We start from the raw sequence: 16,023 nt of genomic DNA on the forward strand, positions 1-16,023 counted from the left end.
AGCCTTAGGCCGCAAGCTCACGCAGGACGTAGTTCAGCACGCCGCCGTGCTTGTAGTACAGCCATTCCTTCGGTGTATCGATGCGCACCCGCGCCTTGAAGCTGACAAGCTCGCCATCGGCCTTCTTGGCATTGACCGTGACTGCCGGTGCACCGTCGACGAGCCCTTCGATGTCAAAGATCTCGTTGCCGTCCAGACCCAGCGAAGCGGCGCTCTGGCCATCCGTGAAGTTCAGCGGCAGCACGCCCATGCCGACCAGGTTGGAACGGTGGATGCGTTCGAAGGATTCGGAAATGACTGCCTTGACGCCGAGCAGGATCGTACCCTTGGCCGCCCAGTCCCGCGAGGAGCCGGTGCCGTATTCCTTGCCGGCCAGCACCACCAGCGGCACACCGTCTTCGGCGTACTTCATGGCCGCGTCGTAGATCGGCATCGGGTCGGAGGCTCCGCCGTTGAGATGGCGCGTGAAGCCGCCTTCCACGCCCGGGACCATCGCATTCTTGATCCGGGTGTTGGCGAAGGTGCCGCGCATCATCACTTCGTGGTTGCCGCGGCGTGAGCCGTAGCTGTTGAATTCCGCGACCGGCACACCGTTGTCGACCAGATACTGGCCGCCCGGGGAATCCTTCTTGATGTTGCCGGCCGGGGAGATGTGATCGGTGGTGATCGAGTCGCCCAGCAGCGCCAGGCAGCGCGCGCCGGCGATCGGCTGCACGCCCGGCGCTTCCTTGGACATGCCGACGAAGTACGGCGGGTTCTGCACATAGGTCGAGGACGAATCCCAGGGGAAGGTCTCGGACTTGGCAACCGAGATCGACTGCCAGCGCTCGTCGCCCTTGAAGACTTCACCGTAGCTCTGCTTGAACATGTCGGCGTTGAGGCAGGCGGCGACCGTGTCCTGGATTTCCTTGGTGGTCGGCCACACGTCCTTGAGGTAGACCGGCTGGCCATCGCTGCCGGTGCCGATCGGGTCGGAGCTGAGGTCCATGTTGGTGCTGCCGGCGAGCGCATAGGCGACGACCAGCGGCGGCGAGGCGAGGTAGTTCATGCGCACGTCCTGGTGGACGCGGCCTTCGAAGTTGCGGTTGCCGGAGAGCACGGCGGACACCGACAGCTTGTTGTCGTTGATCGCCTGCGAGATCGCCTCATTGAGCGGGCCGGAGTTGCCGATGCAGGTGGTGCAGCCGTAGCCGACCACGTTGAAGCCCATGGCTTCGAGATCGTCGAGCAGGTTTGCCTTGATCAGGTAATCCTTGACCACCTTGGAGCCGGGTGCCAGCGAGGTCTTGACCCAGGGCTTGACCTTGAGACCCTTCTCGCGCGCCTTCTTGGCGACCAGGCCGGCGCCAACCAGCACCGCCGGGTTGGAGGTGTTGGTGCAGGAGGTGATGGCGGCGATGACCACCGCGCCATCTTCCAGCGTGAACTCGGTGCCGTTGTCGTTGACCTTGGCGGGGCCGGCGGACGGGCGCATCTTCTGCTCGGCCTCGAACGCCTTCTTGAAGTTGGCCTGCACGTCGGTCAGCAGCACGCGGTCCTGCGGGCGCTTGGGGCCGGCCAGCGAGGGCAGGATGGTCGAAAGGTCCAGGTGCAGCACGTCCGAGTATTCGGCTTCCGGTGCGTCCGGCGTCCACCACATGCCCTGCGCCTTGGCGTATTCCTCGACGAGCGCGATCTGCTCCTCGGGGCGGCCGGTCAGGCGCAGGTAGTTCAGGGTTTCGCTGTCGATGGGGAAGATGCCGCAGGTCGCGCCGTATTCCGGCGCCATGTTGGCGATGGTGCAGCGGTCGGCGGTGGCAAGGTTGCCCAGGCCCGGGCCGAAGAATTCGACGAACTTCTCGACCACGCCGCGCTTGCGCAGCATTTCGGTGACGGTCAGTACCAGATCGGTGGCGGTGGCGCCTTCGGCGAGCTTGCCGCTCAGACGCACGCCGATCACTTCCGGCATCAGCATCGACGAGGGCTGGCCCAGCATCGCGGCTTCGGCCTCGATGCCGCCGACGCCCCAGCCGAGCACACCGATGCCGTTGACCATGGTGGTGTGGCTGTCGGTGCCGAAGCAGGAATCCGGGTACACCACGCCGTCCTTCTCGAAAACGGCGCGGGCGAGGAATTCTATGTTGACCTGATGAACGATGCCGGTGTCCGGCGGCACCACCGCGAAGTTGTCGAAGGCTTCCTGGCCCCAGCGAAGGAAGGCGTAGCGTTCCTTGTTGCGCTGGAATTCGAGCTTGGCGTTGAGATCGAAGGCGTCGTTGCTGCCGTAATGGTCGACCATGACGGAGTGATCGATAACCAGTTCGGCCGGGCACAGCGGATTGATCTTCTTGGGGTCGCCGCCAAGGTCCTTCATCGCATCGCGCATCGCCGCGAAATCGACCACGCAGGGCACGCCGGTGAAGTCCTGCAGCACCACGCGCGCCGGCATGAAGGCGATTTCCTGCACCGGCAGTTCGGCCAGCTTGGCGGAAGCGAAAGCCTCGATGTCGGACTTGGTGACGGTCAGATCATCCTCGTTGCGCAGCAGGTTCTCGAGCAGCACCTTGTAGGAGTAGGGCAGGCGCGAGACATTGAACGTCGGCTCCAGGGCCTTGAGCTTGTAGTACGTGTACGACTTGGTTCCAACGTTCAGCGTGGACTTGGCCTTGAAGCTGTCCGTCATGGCTTCTTTCTCCAGATATTCAATGTGGCTGGCGGGACGATCGATGGCCGCCGGCAGCGGCGGTGCAGCGGGCACGGATTATAGCAAAAGCGCTTGCAGGCTCATGGATTTTCGGGCTACATCCATGATTCGATCTGATCGCGGCTTGCAGCGTCGGCGAATGTCCCGGCGCCTGCCGGAGTACAGGGATGAATGTCGCCGAGATGGTTCTGGGTGCGGGCGCACTGGGCACGGCGGCCTTCGGCATCGTCGAAGCGTTCAAGTGGTCGGCCTTGGGAAAGGCCGGATTCGAGCGACTCAAGAGCATGCCTGGAGAAGCATTACTTCACTCCTTATCAACCTCGTATGGAACGGATTTCGAGTTATTTCTACGTGCACGGCATCGCAACCCCGAAGGCGTTGGAGAACTGCGACGCAGTCTGCGTCAGGGGATGCGCATCGGTTTGAGGCCGGGACCGGCGCCCGCCTTGGCTGCGCAAGTCGGCACCGTGGACGCGGCAGAATTGACTCTTGTGGCTGAGCGGCTGATGCACGGAGGCCCACTCGACGATGCATCGCGAACCGTGCTCGGGCGTTATGAACTGGCCGTGGACGCGCGGATCGATGCCGGACTGACGCTGGCGATCGATGGCTACCAGGGCGCGATTCGCGCCGCCGCCTCCTTATCTGCGCGTCAGAGGCACACACCGATGAATTGGAGCCGCAACCCGACCAGGACAACGAGGATGCCTGGCAGGACCTCTGGTTCTACTCCAACCCGATATTTATCGAATTGCTGGAAAGCGAATGAACCGGCGCCCCCGAAAGCGACGCTCAGAGGCTGCTGTCGCGTGATGCCGAGAAGGACTGGCTGGCCGGGAAGCCGCGCTTGGCGCCGCTGCGCAGCCTGCGCGGGTGTTGTTGAGCAGCCCTGGATACCGCTGGGTTCACCCACACGTTTGGTCGCGGCGATGAGCTGAAATCCTCGCCGTTTGCGTCTGTCATGTCAGGAACCGATGGGCAGGGGGCAGACTGTAGTGCTTCCGGCAAGGCCAGGGACACCGCCGCGACCCTGTTGTTGCAGGAACCGGCGCCGCCCGAACTCGGCTGGAGTTCGACGGGCTGGGCGTGAGCCCGATCGCCAGCGGATGGTCGGCCATTTGCGGACCGGGGTGCGGCGTGGGCTATCAGGCGCGGATCTCTGCGCCGCCCAGGCACTCCTGGCCGTCGTACAGCACCGCGTACTGACCGGCGACCGCGGCCCGCTGCGTCCGCTCGAAGCGCAGTTCCAAGGCGCCGTCCGGAAGCTGCGTGACGGCGCAGGCCTGCAGCGCCTGGCGATGGCGGAGCCGTGCATGCAAGCGCTGCGGCAGCGGCTCCGGCTGCCGGATCCAGTGGAATGGGCGCGTGCGCACCTGCGTGCTCATCAGTAGCGGATGCGCCGCATCCTGGGAGACCTGCAGCCGATTGCCGGACGCATGCTTGGCCACGACGTACCAGGGTGCGTCACGCGCGCCGCGCACGCCGCCGACCGACAGGCCGCGACGCTGCCCCAGCGTGTAGTAACTCAGCCCCTGATGCTGGCCGATGACCTGACCGCTGTCGTCGACGATCGGTCCCGGTTGCGGTTTGAGATAGTGCGCCAGGAACTCACGAAACGGACGCTCGCCAATGAAGCAGATGCCGGTGGAGTCCTTGCGTCGGTGGTTGGGCAGGCCGGCCAGCGTCGCCAGTTCGCGGACCTTGGGCTTGGGGATGCCGCCAATCGGAAACAGCACGCGCGAGAAGGCGGCACGATCCACGGCGGCCAGGAAATAGGTCTGATCCTTGTTGTCGTCGGCCGCGCGCAGCAGGCGCGGGCCATCGTCGGCCGCTTCCAGGCGCGCGTAGTGTCCGGTGGCCACGAAATCCGCGCCCAGGCGCGTGGCATATTCGAGGAACGGCTGGAACTTGACCTCGCGATTGCACAGCACGTCCGGGTTCGGCGTCAGCCCGGCCTCGTAGTCGGCCAGGAACCTGGCGAACACGCGCTCGCGATATTCGCGTGAGAAATCCACGCGATGCAACGGAATCTGCAGTTCGTCGGCGACCTCGCGCGCGGACTGGAAATCCTCGGCGGAGCTGCAATAGGCCTGCTCGTCCTCGGCCCAGTTGACCATGAACAGACCGGACACGCGGTAGCCTTGACGCTTGAGCAGCAGCGCGGAAACGGCGGAGTCGACGCCGCCGGACAGGCCGACGATGACGTGGGGAGCGGGGGCGGACAAGATGCGGTTCTTGGGCGGTGTTGGTGTGCTCAGTAGTGATAACGGCATTGCGCAAGCAGGATCGCCTGTTCGGTGATCTTGTAGACCAGACGGTGTTCGCGGTCGATGCGGCGTGACCAGTAGCCGGACCCGTTGTGCTTCAGTGGCTCCGGGTCGCCGAGGCCTTCGAATGGTTGCCGTTGTATGTCCCGGATCAGCGCGTTGATGCGTTTGAGCGTCTTCCTGTCAGTCCGTTGCCAATACAGACAATCGTCCCAGGCGTGTCGCGCCCACGACAGATTCATTCTTCGAGCAGCTCACGCGGAGTCGCCTGTCCGGATTCGATGTCCGCGATGGCTTCGTTCAGGCGCTGGGCGTTGTGCGGGCTCGCCATCAGATACGCGGTTTCCTCGTAGGCCTGGAAGTCCTCGAGGCTGATGACGACCGCCGGTTTGCCGTTTTGCCGGGTGATCAACACCGGTTTGTGATCGTCGTTGACTTTGTCGAGCGTCCGCGCCAAATGGCTGCGAAACGCCGAGTAGCTGATTGCGTCCATTGTGTTCGGCCGTGTGTTCGCGTGAAAGCTGGCCGGCATTGTACTTATTTCTGTACGCCCGTGGCCGCGAGGCAGATCACGCGGCCGGGTCGATTCAAGACGTCCGGACGCTCACTACATCGCGCGCTGAAGCGCCGTTGCCGATGACCAACAGAAATGTGCGGTATAGGTCGCCGCGGCGCGCGTATCGAGCTTGTCTAACGGCCATGCCGCCAAGCGGTACCCCGCCGCGCGTGATTCAGGTTAAAGAGCGGGCAGACTGGCGAAATCTGTCTGGTGTTGCACCAGATTCAGCGGGTAGCGGTGGCCGGACAGGTAGTCGTCGATGGCGCGCAGCACCATCGGGCTTCGGTGGCGTTCGATCTGCTTGCGGATCTCGGCCTCGCTGAGCCACATGCTCCGCAGGATCGCCTTGTCCAGCTCGCGATCAGGGCGTTCGCTCAGCGCGCGGCCGATGAACATGAAGCGGATGAAGGTGTAGCCGAGTTCCGGCGGCTCGTACTCGTAGATGCCGAGCAGATCGGTCAGCTCCACGTCCCAGCAGGTTTCTTCCAGGGTTTCGCGAATGGCGCCGGCAAACAGTGTCTCGCCGCGTTCCCAGTGACCGGAGGGCTGATTGATCACCGGCGCGCCGTTGACACGCTCCTCGACCATCAGGAAACGCCCTTCCTTCTCGACGAGTACGGAGACCGTGACATGCGGGGACCAACTCATGGCTTCGCGGTTCCTCGTGTGCGGAAGTGGTAGTAGCCTTGATTGTCGGGGCGGCCCAGGCCGCGCAGCAGGTTCTGCAATTGTGGCTCCGTGCCCGGCTTGGCCTTCAATTGCAGATGCAGATCGTATGCACCCTCGGCGTCGAGCGTGCCTTCGCCGGATACATCCAGCGTACCGTCCACGGTGGTGATCGCGGCGTGCTGTGTGCGGCCCTCGGTGCTCAGGATCGCGCGAAAGCTGCCCAGGGCCAGCGGCGTGCGGCCGAACTTCCATTGCAGGCTGCGCAGGTCGAGCTGGCCATCGATCGCGGTCGGCAGGCGTCCGGCAAGGTCGAGTGCGCGCAGGTCCAGCGAGAAGCGTCCATCGATCGGCAGGTAGCCGTAACCGGAATTGCGCAATACGTCGGGCAGGGCGGCTTCGAGTTCCAGATCGCTGACGCTGAGCGCGCCCAACGGCGAGATCCGAAAATGTCCCTGGCCGTTGACATCGCCTTCGCTGCGCAGCGACACCGAGACCTTGGCCAGCAGCAGCCACAGCGGTTGCAGACGCCATTCCAGCGGGCCCGCCAGCGGACGGCCGCCGGCACTGACGGTGGCGACACGTCCGTGGCTGAGCGTGCCGTCGAGGCCGTCGAGTTCCACGGCGATGCCGTCGGGTTTGAACCATTGCCACAGATTCGCTGCCGGTGCCGCGCCCACCAGGGTGACGAGGAAGGCGACCAGACCGAGCACGATCAGCCAGCGCAGCTTCATCGCGCCCGTTCCAGAGAGAGACGGGCATTGACCACGCCGGCGCTCTCGTTCTCGATTTCGGCGGACACCACTTCGAGCGCGTAGCGCTTCTTGAGCTCGTCGATCCAGCGCACCAGGGCGTCGAATGACACGGCTTCGAGCCAGACGCGGACAGTGTCGTCGCCATCCGGCTGGATACGCGTTAACGGTTTGCCGAGGGTGCTGTTCTTGCCGGCCTGGTCCACCACCGACAGCAATGATTGACCGGCGCCGATGACCGCTGTGGCTCCGCTGCGCGGCGCGCCGGGGCCGATCTGCGCAGCCAGCACTTCGAGGCGCTCGGCCGTGGCTCGGGCCTGTTCGAGCCGGTCATGTGCGTTGCCATGGGCGGTCGCGAGCGGCTCCCACACGGCCAGATAGAGAATCGTCAGCAAGACGACGATGCCGCCGATCAGCAGGATTCGGCGATCGCGTGATTCCAGCGCCTGATAGTGACCCAGCAGTTCGCGCAGGGATTCGTTCATGACACGGCCGTGAGCTTGAGGCGGATCTGTACGCCGGAGCTGCCGGCATTGGCCGACTCCACTTCCATCGCCACGTCGGTCTGCTGCCCGAACCAGGCCCGCAACGTTTCCAGGGTCTGCAGATCGGTGCCGGTCATGTTCAGATACAAGGCATTGTCGCGCCACTGCAGGCCGCGCAGCGACAGGCCTTTCGAGGCGTTCATGCCAGCGGCGAAGCGCTGCATCAGGAACAGCAGTCCGGTGTCGTCGCCACCCTGCAGGCGCCGCAATTCCGCGGCGATCATGGAATCGAGATTGATCGCCTCGACACGGGTCTGGCCGGGAAACAGCTGGCGAAATCGTTGCAAATTCGCTTCGACCTGCGCGTCCGCGGCCGCGCCGATACGCAGCAGGTCGACGACGCCGCCGATCGCCAGGACCAGAAGACAGGCCGCCGCCAGCACGGCCGCGCGCCGCCACGGCAGCCAGGCACGGCGCATGTCCGAGGCCGGCGCATAGTCACCCTGCAACAGATTGATGGCATTGGCCGCTTGATGATGCCGGACCAGTGCGTCGAGAGCGGCACCGAACTCGGGAACCACGTCGACGCTGCGGCCCAGGGCCGAGAAGTCGGTCGCGACATCGCGCGGCGTGATGATCTGCAGACCCAGAGTGCGTTCCGGGTCAGCGAGATCGAGGTAGGTCGGCAGATCATCGGAGCGGCACACGAAGCCGCCGAAAGCGGCGCTGCGGACCGTCGCCAGTTCGGTCTCCATCAGTACGCTCCAGCGTCCGTCGCCGGGCAGCGGCAGGCATAGCGATTCCGGCAGCAGCAAGTCGATGCGCGTGCCGCGCGTGCGGAACGGTTCGAGCCAGGCTTCGAGCCGGGCCTTCGATACGGCGGCCACGGGCCATTCGCCGCCGGCAAGTCTGGCGCCGAGCGCGAAATGCACTGTTTCCACATCGTCGGCGAGCTGGTCTTCCAGCGCGTAGGGAATTGCCAGCAAGGCCTTGCTGGCCTGCCGCGCGGGGACGGCGGCTTGCGCCAGGCGAACGTCCGTGCCTGGCACGAACACCACGACGCGACGACCGGCGCATTCGTCGAGCACGTCGCCCAGGCGCGATACCCGGGTGCCGCCCGGCGCGGCGCCGTCCACGCGAAAAGGCGTGGCGGCATCCAACGCGGAGTCGCGCAGGCGTATGTAGAGGGTTTCGCGCAAGGCTTACTGACTATCGGTGCTGTGGCCGAGAATGATTGGAGTGCCCCCAGTCGGCCGACGGATCAGACTATAAAGAACGACGCGACCGCTGCCAATGAAGGCTGCGGCGCGACCTTGGAAATAGTTGCTGGTCACGGAAATGTAATCTCCGAGTTCGGCCGGAAACGGACTGTCGGGGCTGGCCAGATCGTCCAGGTTTTCCAGCGGTTGTTCCTCACGGGTTTCGACGAAGGATTCGAGCGTGCGGCGCTGTGCGTCGTCCTGCGCCAGCGCGCACAGCACCGCCGGCGTGGCGGTATTGACGTTGATCGCAGTTTCCTCGGGCAGGGCGGTGAGGTGCGGGCGCAGCAGACGGTACAGCTCCGGCGTCATGCCCTGGACTGCGAGCAGCTCGGAAATGTCCTGTATCGGGCGATTGGCTGCGCGATAGGACGGCGTCAGGCTCAGATAGCTCAGATCTTCGCCGCCCCCCGGAAACGATTGCTCGTCGTCGGCGTCGATCCAGTCCTTGATCGCGTTGGCGATGCCGCCGGCATCAAAGCCCTGGACCTCCTGCATGCCGTCGATGCAGCCGCCGGTGAGGAGATTGTTCAGCTGCGCCAGATAGATCTGCTGCTTCTGGACATCACGCACGGCCAGGTTGTTGACGTTGAACAGCCCCTGGAGGTCGGTGATGCTGCCGACCAGCGTGCCGCCTTCGACCGGCAGGGGCGGTAGTTGCTGCGCCCAGATGTCGGCGAGGCTGTCGGTTTCGGTTTCCTTGGCATCCAGCTCCAGGATCGCCGTGCCCCAGGATTCCAGACCCTGTGCGTACCACCACGCGGATTCGCTTTCCAGATAGGTTTGCGCGCGTTGTATGCCGCTGTGCGTGGACGCCAGCAGTGCAGTGGCTGCGATCGTGGCCAGTGCCACCACGAATACCGCGGTGATCAGGGCCACGCCGCGCGGCGGCCGTGCCATCGGGCGTCTCATGTCGGGGCTCCTGGGTTTTGCGAGCCGGCCGCTTCCGGCGCGATGCCGCTGCCGAACAGCAGGCGGATCTCGCCGTAGTCCTCGAGTTCCAACGTCAGTTCCACGCCGATGGGCAGGCCGACACTGCCCGGATCCTCGTCCTGCGTCGCCACGTTGCTGATGGTGGAGGCATTCGCCGGCCAGCTTTCCTGCCACTGCGCCTGGGCGTCGAGATAGCGCCAGCGCAGACTCTCCACGCCATCGAGTACTTCAACCTCGGTCGGTGTGGCGTCCTGCGATCGGTCGAGCGTGCGCCACGAATAGCGCACCAGCTTGTCCTCGCGCAGCCGGTAGCCCACGCGTTCCAGTTGCGAGCGCGGTTGCAGCAGCGGGTTCTGCCAGCCGTTGTGCGTGAACTCGACGATGCCGTTGACATCGGCCATGAACGCCAGCTGGGTATCGCCGAAACCGTCGCGTATCGGGCGCCGCACCAAGGACTGAAGATCATTGCGCAGGCGCTGGTAGGCGCGCTGGATCGCCGCGGTCCGGTCGAGCGAGCGCTCCACGCCGGCACGGCTGTCGAGCACGCTCTTGAGACCGCCATAGGCCAGCACCGAAAACACGCCGAACACCGCCAGCACCACGATGATCTCGATCAGGGTGAATCCGCCTCGGCTCCGGCGGGCGGGCGCGTTCAATTGCCACGCCCCGTCTTTGCGAGGAACGCCGACAGCGTCGCCAGGTTCTCCTCGCGGTCGCGTGCCTGTACGCGGACATCGACCCGCCGCAGATTGTCGTCCTGGGTTTCCTTGACCTCGACAAACCAGCGCCATTCGATGTTGGCGAGTTCCACGTCGCCATCGCTGCGACCGACGTCGGGCCATTCGCGGTCGAGCTGTATTTCGGTGAGACGGTTGTGCGCGACCATTGCCGCGAACGTCCGTTCGCGCAGGCGCGACGCGGCGCTGGTGTACTGCGCCATGCCCGCGAGCAAGGCTCCCATCGCGATCGCCAGCACGGCGACGGCGACCATGATCTCGATCAGGGTGAACCCGTTTTTTCGGGTCCCCGGTCCCGATCCCCCAACCCCCATTTCGCGCCCGATCATGGCCGTCCGCTCGCTTCGTCACCCTCGTCGGCCCTGCCCGACTTGACGCGCCCCATCAGGTCGCCTTCGACGCGATAACGCGAAGGCTGGTCGGGTACCGAGAATTCGAGAGAGAACGGCGTCATTTCACCGCTGGACAGCACCATGATCTGCGGTGCCGGGCCGTTGCTGGTTTCGTCGTCGCCACTCAGATCGAGACGTCCGTCGCTCGTCGGCTCGTCGGCTTCATCCTCGGGATCGGCTTGCGTCTGTGCGTCATACAGGGGAGTGGGGCGACCCTCCACCGTCAGCGTCATCACGATCGGTTCCGGAACCGGATGGGGTCGCAAGGCCGCGCCACCGGTATACGGCGTCCAGCCGCCGCTGCCCAGCGCAAGCAGGCGATAGCCGTTGGTCTCCACCAGCAGGCCGAGCTGTTCGCCCTTGAACAGGGATTCATCGGCGGCCAGCGCCATGACCTTGCGCAGACGGCTGGCCTCGGCCTGCAGGCGATCATCCGAGCTGCGGCCGCCGATCGACAGCATTGCGAACGTCGCCATGATGCCGATGATCAGCATCACCACCACGATTTCAAGCAGCGTGAAACCGTTCTTTCGGGACCCGGGACCCGAGAAAGCGGCCCTCCGAAACTCGAATCCCGCTTGCTGGCCAGTCATCCGATCGCGCCTTGAGGTGGCGCTCCGCCTATTCCGAGGCCCAGTTGCCAAGGTCAGCGTTCACGCCGTCACCGCCCGGTGTTCCGTCGGCGCCGAGGCTGTAGATGTCGTACTCGCCGTGGCTGCCCGGATTCAGGTACTGATACGGGCGGTCCCAGGGATCCTTGGGCATGCTCTTGAGATAGCCGCCGGGCTTCCAGTTCTTCGCTGGCGGTTCTCCGCCCGGCTGCTGCACCAGCGCTTCCAGGCCCTGCTGCGTGCTTGGATAGTAGAAGTTGTCGAGCCGGTACAGTTCGAGCGCGCTTTCGATCACACGAATGTCCTGCTTCGCTTTCGCGATTCGGGCATCATCCGGCCGACTCATGATGCGCGGCACCACGATGGCGGCGAGGATGCCGAGAATCACCACCACGACCATGATCTCGATCAAGGTGAAACCGTGTTGACGCTGGGCGCGCCGATGCGATGTGTTCGGGCGGCAGAACTTGGAGCCGGCGACAGAGCGCCGTGCAGCGGTCAGTTTCATGGGGAGCACTGGTTTTGCGAATAGAACGACTGGATGAATGATAGCAAACGGGGACCACGGACCGACGCCGAAACGGCCGTCCAAAGCTCTGAAACCGGATCTGGCCGGGCAAGCAACATCTTGCAGGGACTGTGGAACCGAGCCATGAGTTCCCGTGGCGTGTGGATCGCGCCGCTGGTGGTGATGTTGCTGTCCCTGATTCTGGAGCTGTTCGGCGACGCCGGGCGTGGCTGGTTGCGGTATGACCGGGACCGGATCGCGGACGGGCAGTGGTGGCGATTCCTGAGCGGGAATTTCGTGCACCTCGGCTGGTATCACCTGATGCTCAACGAAATCGGCATCGTGATGATGGTACTGCTGTGCCCGGACCGGCTGTCGCCCTGGGTCTGGTTGCGCCGGATTGGGATCATCGGCACCGGAATGACCTTGTGTCTGTACGCGTTCGTGCCGTCGATGACCCGCTACGTCGGCCTGTCTGGCATGCTTCACGGCCTGTTCCTTCTGGGGCTCGGGCGTCAGGCGCTCAAGCGCGACTGGATCGCGATTGCATGTTTGCTCTATCTCTTCGGTAAACTGGGGTACGAGTCGATCACCGGTACGCCGGTCTCGGACGAAGCGGCGATCGGGGGGCGGGTTGCGCTGGAGTCACATTTCTACGGCACGCTTTGTGCCTTGGCTTATGGCTTCGTGTTCCGTTCGTTTACCGGCGGCCTGGAAAGGCCCCGACCCTACAAAAGAGAACGAGAGGTTCCCGAATGAGATATGCCCTCCTGTTTCCGGGACAGGGCTCGCAGTCGGTCGGCATGCTCGCGGCGCTGGGTGCGCCCGAGACGATCGATACTTTGAAGGAAGCATCAGAAATCCTGGGCTGGGACCTTCTGGGACTCGTCCAGTCGGGGCCTGATGATGAACTCAATCGCACCGAACGTACGCAACCGGCATTGTTGGCGGCCGGCGTGGCGGTGTGGCGCGCCTGGTCCCGCCGCTGCGAGGCGGTGCCGTCCGCGGTGGCCGGGCACAGCCTGGGCGAATACAGCGCTCTGGTTGCCGCCGGCAGTCTCGATTTTGCCGATGCGCTCAAGCTCGTGGAGCTTCGCGGGCAGTTGATGCAGCAGGCGGTTCCAGCCGGCACCGGTGGCATGGTCGCGCTACTGGGGCTGGCCGACGATCAGGTCGAGGCGCTGTGCGCCGACTATCCGGGTGATCACGTCCTCGAGCCGGCCAATTTCAATTCGCCGGGGCAGGTCGTCGTTGCCGGCCAGACCGAGGCGCTCGACTGGCTGTTGGTGAACGCGAAACCCAAGGGCGCCAAACTCGCGAAGAAACTGGCGATGTCGGTACCTTCGCATTGTTCCTTGTTGCGCGGCGCCGCGGAGCAGTTGCACCAGCGGCTGAGCCAGATTGAGGTGAAAGCCCCGGCGTTCCCGGTGCTTCACAATCTGGACGCCGAGCCGCGCCAGAATCCCGACGACATCCGTGACGCGCTGCGCGATCAGCTGTTCCGGCCGGTACGCTGGACGCAGACGGTGCAGGCCCTGGTCGCCGCTGGCGCGGAGGCTGCATGTGAGTGCGGGCCCGGCAAGGTATTGAGCGGGCTGATGAAGCGAGTGGCTGCCGATGTGCCGGCATTCGCGCTGGAGAACGATGCCGGCTTTGACGCGGCGCTGCAGCACCTGGGAGCGAACTAGATGTCGTCAGATTCATCGCCTGCGGGCGCCTTGTCGGGACAATTGGCGCTGGTCACGGGCGCCAGTCGCGGAATCGGTCGCGCCATCGCCATGCGCCTGGCCGCGGCCGGCGCACGCGTGATCGGTACCGCGACCAGCGAAGCCGGCGCGGTCGCAATCAGTGAGGCGCTGTCGCCGCTCGGTGGCGAGGGCCGGGTGCTGGATGTGCGCGATCCCACGGCGATCGACGCCTTGGTCAAGGAACTCGAAACGGTGTCGGTACTCGTCAACAATGCCGGCGTGACGCGGGACCAGCTGGTGCTGCGCATGAAAGACGAGGACTGGCAGCAGGTTCTCGAAACGGACCTCACCAGCGTGTTCCGCTGCTCGAGGTCGGTGCTGCGCGGCATGATGAAGGCGCGCTATGGTCGCATCGTCAGCGTCGGCTCGGTGGTCGGCAGCATGGGCAATATGGGGCAGGGCAATTATGCTGCGGCCAAGGCCGGGCTGGTCGGTTTCAGCAAATCGCTGGCTTCGGAGATCGGCAGTCGTGGAATCACTGTCAATGTGGTCGCGCCCGGCTTCATCGATACCGACATGACGCGCGAGCTACCCGAGGCCGCGCGCAAGACCTTGCTGGAACGGACCTCGATTCCGCGATTCGGCAGCGTGGATGATATTGCCGCGGCGGTGCTGTATCTGGCTTCACCCGATGCCGGCTACGTCACCGGTCAAACCCTGCATGTGAACGGTGGGATGTATATGCAATAGGCCGCGCGGCGGCATCGTTGGACTGCACAAAAACTCAAAAAACTCAGCGCCCACGATGGTAGATCGCGTAGGCGCAGTTCTCTATAATCGCCGTCGGGTTTGGCCCGCCGGCGATGAACCGGTAACGCGATCCGTAAGCACAAACAGACACGGTCGCGTATCTCTATTCCTTAGGAGTGATGCATGAGCAGCTTAGAAGAGAAGGTCACGAAGATCATCGCCGAGCAACTGTCGGTCAGCGAAGATCAGATCACCCCGGACGCCTCCTTTGTTGAGGATCTGGGTGCCGACTCGCTCGACACGGTCGAATTGGTCATGGCGCTCGAAGAGGAATTCGAGATCGACATCCCCGACGAAGAAGCTGAAAAGATCGTGACGTTCCAGGACGTCATCAACTACATCAAGGCCCATACCGGCCAAGCCTCCTGATTCTCCCTCCGCCCGCCGGAATCTCATCGCAATGAATCGTCGCCGTGTAGTCGTCACCGGCCTTGGGATCGTGTCCCCGGTCGGTAACGACGTAAAGACTGCCTGGGATAACATCCTTGGCGGAAAAAGCGGGATCGGTCCGATCGAAAAGTACGACGTGTCGGCCTATACGACACGTTTTGCCGGATTGGTCCGTGAATTCAACGCTGCGGACTGGATGGGCCCGAAGGAGGCCCGCAAGACGGATCCTTTCATCCACTACGGCGTGGCGGCGGCGAAACAGGCGATCGCCGATGCCGGTTACGAGATCACCGATGAGAATCGCGAGCGGATCGGTGCGGTGGTCGGTTCCGGCATCGGCGGTATCGGCACGATCGAGGATGAGGTGGCGCAGCTCCACAAAAGTGGGCCGCGTCGCGTATCCCCGTTCTTCGTGCCGGCCAGCATCATCAACATGGTTGCCGGTTACATTTCGATCGAACTGAAGATCGCCGGCCCCAATTTCTCGGTCGTCAGTGCCTGTACGACGGCCACCCACGCCATCGGTGTGGGCACACGCCTGATCCAGGCCGGTGACATCGACGCCTGTCTGGTCGGCGGCGCCGAACATGGCTCCAGTCCCGCAGGTCTGGCCGGATTCTGTCAGGCTCGGGCGCTGTCCACCCGCAATGACGACCCGGAACATGCCAGTCGTCCCTGGGATCGCGACCGAGATGGTTTCGTACTCGGAGATGGCGCCGGTGTGCTGCTGCTGGAAGACTACGAATCGGCCAAGGCACGCGGCGCGAATATCTACGGCGAAGTGATCGGTTTCGGCATGTCCAGCGATGCCTATCACATCACCTTGCCCGGCAACGGGGGCGCCTATCGCTGCATGGTGAACACCCTGCGCGATGCCGCACTCAATCCGGAAGACATCGACTACATCAATGCTCACGGGACCTCCACCGCGGCTGGCGATGCCGTGGAGTCGAATGCGATCAAGCAGGCATTGGGCGAGCATGCCTACAAGCTGTCCATCAGTTCCACCAAATCCATGACCGGTCATCTGCTCGGCGCGGCCGGTGGCATCGAAGCGATCTTCTCCCTGCTCTCCTTGCGCGATCAGGTCGTGCCCCCCACGATCAACCTCGAAAATCCCAGCGAAGACTGCGATCTGGACTACACGCCGAACGCAGCGAAAGAGCGTGCGCTCAATGTCGTGGTCTCGAATTCATTCGGATTCGGTGGTACCAACGGCACGGTCGCGTTCCGCCGTATCTGAAACTCATGGCGTGCGCCCAGCCGCGGGCGCCGCAGCGGCC

The 16,023-nt window shown here is 64.2% G+C and carries 19 protein-coding genes; 6 read left to right on the plus strand and 13 right to left on the minus strand.

Annotated elements, in window-relative coordinates:
* Window positions 1-4: 4 nt before the first annotated feature.
* Entirely contained in the window at window positions 5-2,662 is a 2,658-nt protein-coding gene (gene acnA / locus RM530_RS02615; protein ID WP_311363654.1) for an aconitate hydratase AcnA, read from the minus strand.
* 188 nt (window positions 2,663-2,850) lie between these two features.
* Between acnA and RM530_RS02620 the strand changes: the two genes are divergently transcribed.
* Window positions 2,851-3,621, plus strand: coding sequence for a hypothetical protein (locus RM530_RS02620; protein ID WP_311363655.1), 771 nt, complete (start codon window positions 2,851-2,853; stop codon window positions 3,619-3,621).
* 207 nt (window positions 3,622-3,828) lie between these two features.
* On the opposite strand, the gene mnmA is transcribed toward RM530_RS02620, so the two are convergent.
* The 12 genes from mnmA to gspG all read right to left on the minus strand — a co-directional run bounded on the left by mnmA (window position 3,829) and on the right by gspG (window position 11,852).
* The gene (gene mnmA, locus RM530_RS02625) at window positions 3,829-4,908 is read right to left on the minus strand and encodes a tRNA 2-thiouridine(34) synthase MnmA (RefSeq protein ID WP_311363656.1); all 1,080 of its coding nucleotides are present in this window, start codon (window positions 4,906-4,908) and stop codon (window positions 3,829-3,831) included.
* Window positions 4,909-4,937: 29 nt separating this feature from the next.
* Window positions 4,938-5,192: a Txe/YoeB family addiction module toxin gene (locus RM530_RS02630; RefSeq protein WP_311363657.1), complete on the minus strand. Its 255-nt coding sequence runs from the start codon at window positions 5,190-5,192 to the stop codon at window positions 4,938-4,940.
* On the minus strand, window positions 5,189-5,443 hold the full coding sequence (locus tag RM530_RS02635) for a type II toxin-antitoxin system Phd/YefM family antitoxin (protein ID WP_311363658.1): 255 nt from the start codon (window positions 5,441-5,443) through the stop codon (window positions 5,189-5,191). The genes RM530_RS02630 and RM530_RS02635 overlap by 4 nt, the downstream gene beginning before the upstream one ends.
* Window positions 5,444-5,686: 243 nt before the next feature.
* Window positions 5,687-6,157 carry an NUDIX hydrolase gene (locus RM530_RS02640; protein WP_311363659.1) on the minus strand — a complete coding sequence of 157 codons (471 nt, stop codon included), beginning with the start codon at window positions 6,155-6,157 and terminating at the stop codon, window positions 5,687-5,689.
* Entirely contained in the window at window positions 6,154-6,909 is a 756-nt protein-coding gene (locus RM530_RS02645; protein ID WP_311363660.1) for a type II secretion system protein N, read from the minus strand. The genes RM530_RS02640 and RM530_RS02645 overlap by 4 nt, the downstream gene beginning before the upstream one ends.
* Window positions 6,906-7,412, minus strand: a complete 507-nt coding sequence (locus RM530_RS02650; protein WP_311363661.1) for a type II secretion system protein M — start codon at window positions 7,410-7,412, stop codon at window positions 6,906-6,908. The genes RM530_RS02645 and RM530_RS02650 overlap by 4 nt, the downstream gene beginning before the upstream one ends.
* Window positions 7,409-8,611 carry a type II secretion system protein GspL gene (gspL, locus tag RM530_RS02655; protein WP_311363662.1) on the minus strand — a complete coding sequence of 401 codons (1,203 nt, stop codon included), beginning with the start codon at window positions 8,609-8,611 and terminating at the stop codon, window positions 7,409-7,411. Before gspL ends, RM530_RS02650 begins: the two co-directional genes overlap by 4 nt.
* 3 nt (window positions 8,612-8,614) lie before the next feature.
* On the minus strand, window positions 8,615-9,583 hold the full coding sequence (gspK, locus tag RM530_RS02660) for a type II secretion system minor pseudopilin GspK (RefSeq protein WP_311363663.1): 969 nt from the start codon (window positions 9,581-9,583) through the stop codon (window positions 8,615-8,617).
* On the minus strand, window positions 9,580-10,260 hold the full coding sequence (gspJ, locus tag RM530_RS02665) for a type II secretion system minor pseudopilin GspJ (RefSeq protein ID WP_311363664.1): 681 nt from the start codon (window positions 10,258-10,260) through the stop codon (window positions 9,580-9,582). The genes gspK and gspJ overlap by 4 nt, the downstream gene beginning before the upstream one ends.
* Entirely contained in the window at window positions 10,257-10,670 is a 414-nt protein-coding gene (gene gspI / locus RM530_RS02670) for a type II secretion system minor pseudopilin GspI (RefSeq protein ID WP_311363665.1), read from the minus strand. Before gspI ends, gspJ begins: the two co-directional genes overlap by 4 nt.
* Window positions 10,667-11,326, minus strand: coding sequence for a type II secretion system minor pseudopilin GspH (gene gspH, locus RM530_RS02675; protein ID WP_311363666.1), 660 nt, complete (start codon window positions 11,324-11,326; stop codon window positions 10,667-10,669). Before gspH ends, gspI begins: the two co-directional genes overlap by 4 nt.
* Before the next feature lie 28 nt (window positions 11,327-11,354).
* Window positions 11,355-11,852 (minus strand): type II secretion system major pseudopilin GspG, encoded by a 498-nt coding sequence (gspG, locus tag RM530_RS02680; protein WP_311363667.1) that lies wholly within the window; start codon window positions 11,850-11,852, stop codon window positions 11,355-11,357.
* 144 nt (window positions 11,853-11,996) lie between these two features.
* Between gspG and rrtA the strand changes: the two genes are divergently transcribed.
* The 5 genes from rrtA to fabF all read left to right on the plus strand — a co-directional run bounded on the left by rrtA (window position 11,997) and on the right by fabF (window position 15,983).
* A complete protein-coding gene (gene rrtA / locus RM530_RS02685) occupies window positions 11,997-12,611 on the plus strand; it encodes a rhombosortase (RefSeq protein WP_311363668.1) in 615 nt (204 codons plus the stop codon).
* A complete protein-coding gene (gene fabD, locus RM530_RS02690; RefSeq protein WP_311363669.1) occupies window positions 12,608-13,540 on the plus strand; it encodes an ACP S-malonyltransferase in 933 nt (310 codons plus the stop codon). Before rrtA ends, fabD begins: the two co-directional genes overlap by 4 nt.
* A complete protein-coding gene (gene fabG / locus RM530_RS02695) occupies window positions 13,541-14,290 on the plus strand; it encodes a 3-oxoacyl-ACP reductase FabG (RefSeq protein ID WP_311363670.1) in 750 nt (249 codons plus the stop codon).
* Between the two features lie 183 nt (window positions 14,291-14,473).
* On the plus strand, window positions 14,474-14,719 hold the full coding sequence (gene acpP, locus RM530_RS02700) for an acyl carrier protein (RefSeq protein WP_311363671.1): 246 nt from the start codon (window positions 14,474-14,476) through the stop codon (window positions 14,717-14,719).
* 31 nt (window positions 14,720-14,750) lie between these two features.
* The gene (fabF, locus tag RM530_RS02705) at window positions 14,751-15,983 is read left to right on the plus strand and encodes a beta-ketoacyl-ACP synthase II (RefSeq protein WP_311363672.1); all 1,233 of its coding nucleotides are present in this window, start codon (window positions 14,751-14,753) and stop codon (window positions 15,981-15,983) included.
* Window positions 15,984-16,023 lie beyond the last annotated feature (40 nt).

Source organism: Banduia mediterranea (genome assembly GCF_031846245.1).
Classification (GTDB): domain Bacteria; phylum Pseudomonadota; class Gammaproteobacteria; order Nevskiales; family Nevskiaceae; genus Banduia; species Banduia mediterranea.

Bases quoted from the DNA above. Each gene is read 5' to 3' on its own strand.
- acnA (WP_311363654.1), bottom strand. From the start codon at position 2,662: ATGACGGACAGCTTCAAGGCCAAGTCCACGCTGAACGTTGGAACCAAG.
- RM530_RS02620 (WP_311363655.1), top strand. From the start codon at position 2,851: ATGAATGTCGCCGAGATGGTTCTGGGTGCGGGCGCACTGGGCACGGCG.
- RM530_RS02630 (WP_311363657.1), bottom strand. From the start codon at position 5,192: ATGAATCTGTCGTGGGCGCGACACGCCTGGGACGATTGTCTGTATTGG.
- RM530_RS02635 (WP_311363658.1), bottom strand. From the start codon at position 5,443: ATGGACGCAATCAGCTACTCGGCGTTTCGCAGCCATTTGGCGCGGACG.
- RM530_RS02640 (WP_311363659.1), bottom strand. From the start codon at position 6,157: ATGAGTTGGTCCCCGCATGTCACGGTCTCCGTACTCGTCGAGAAGGAA.
- RM530_RS02645 (WP_311363660.1), bottom strand. From the start codon at position 6,909: ATGAAGCTGCGCTGGCTGATCGTGCTCGGTCTGGTCGCCTTCCTCGTC.
- RM530_RS02650 (WP_311363661.1), bottom strand. From the start codon at position 7,412: ATGAACGAATCCCTGCGCGAACTGCTGGGTCACTATCAGGCGCTGGAA.
- gspK (WP_311363663.1), bottom strand. From the start codon at position 9,583: ATGAGACGCCCGATGGCACGGCCGCCGCGCGGCGTGGCCCTGATCACC.
- gspI (WP_311363665.1), bottom strand. From the start codon at position 10,670: ATGATCGGGCGCGAAATGGGGGTTGGGGGATCGGGACCGGGGACCCGA.
- gspH (WP_311363666.1), bottom strand. From the start codon at position 11,326: ATGACTGGCCAGCAAGCGGGATTCGAGTTTCGGAGGGCCGCTTTCTCG.
- gspG (WP_311363667.1), bottom strand. From the start codon at position 11,852: ATGAAACTGACCGCTGCACGGCGCTCTGTCGCCGGCTCCAAGTTCTGC.
- rrtA (WP_311363668.1), top strand. From the start codon at position 11,997: ATGAGTTCCCGTGGCGTGTGGATCGCGCCGCTGGTGGTGATGTTGCTG.
- fabD (WP_311363669.1), top strand. From the start codon at position 12,608: ATGAGATATGCCCTCCTGTTTCCGGGACAGGGCTCGCAGTCGGTCGGC.
- fabG (WP_311363670.1), top strand. From the start codon at position 13,541: ATGTCGTCAGATTCATCGCCTGCGGGCGCCTTGTCGGGACAATTGGCG.
- acpP (WP_311363671.1), top strand. From the start codon at position 14,474: ATGAGCAGCTTAGAAGAGAAGGTCACGAAGATCATCGCCGAGCAACTG.
- fabF (WP_311363672.1), top strand. From the start codon at position 14,751: ATGAATCGTCGCCGTGTAGTCGTCACCGGCCTTGGGATCGTGTCCCCG.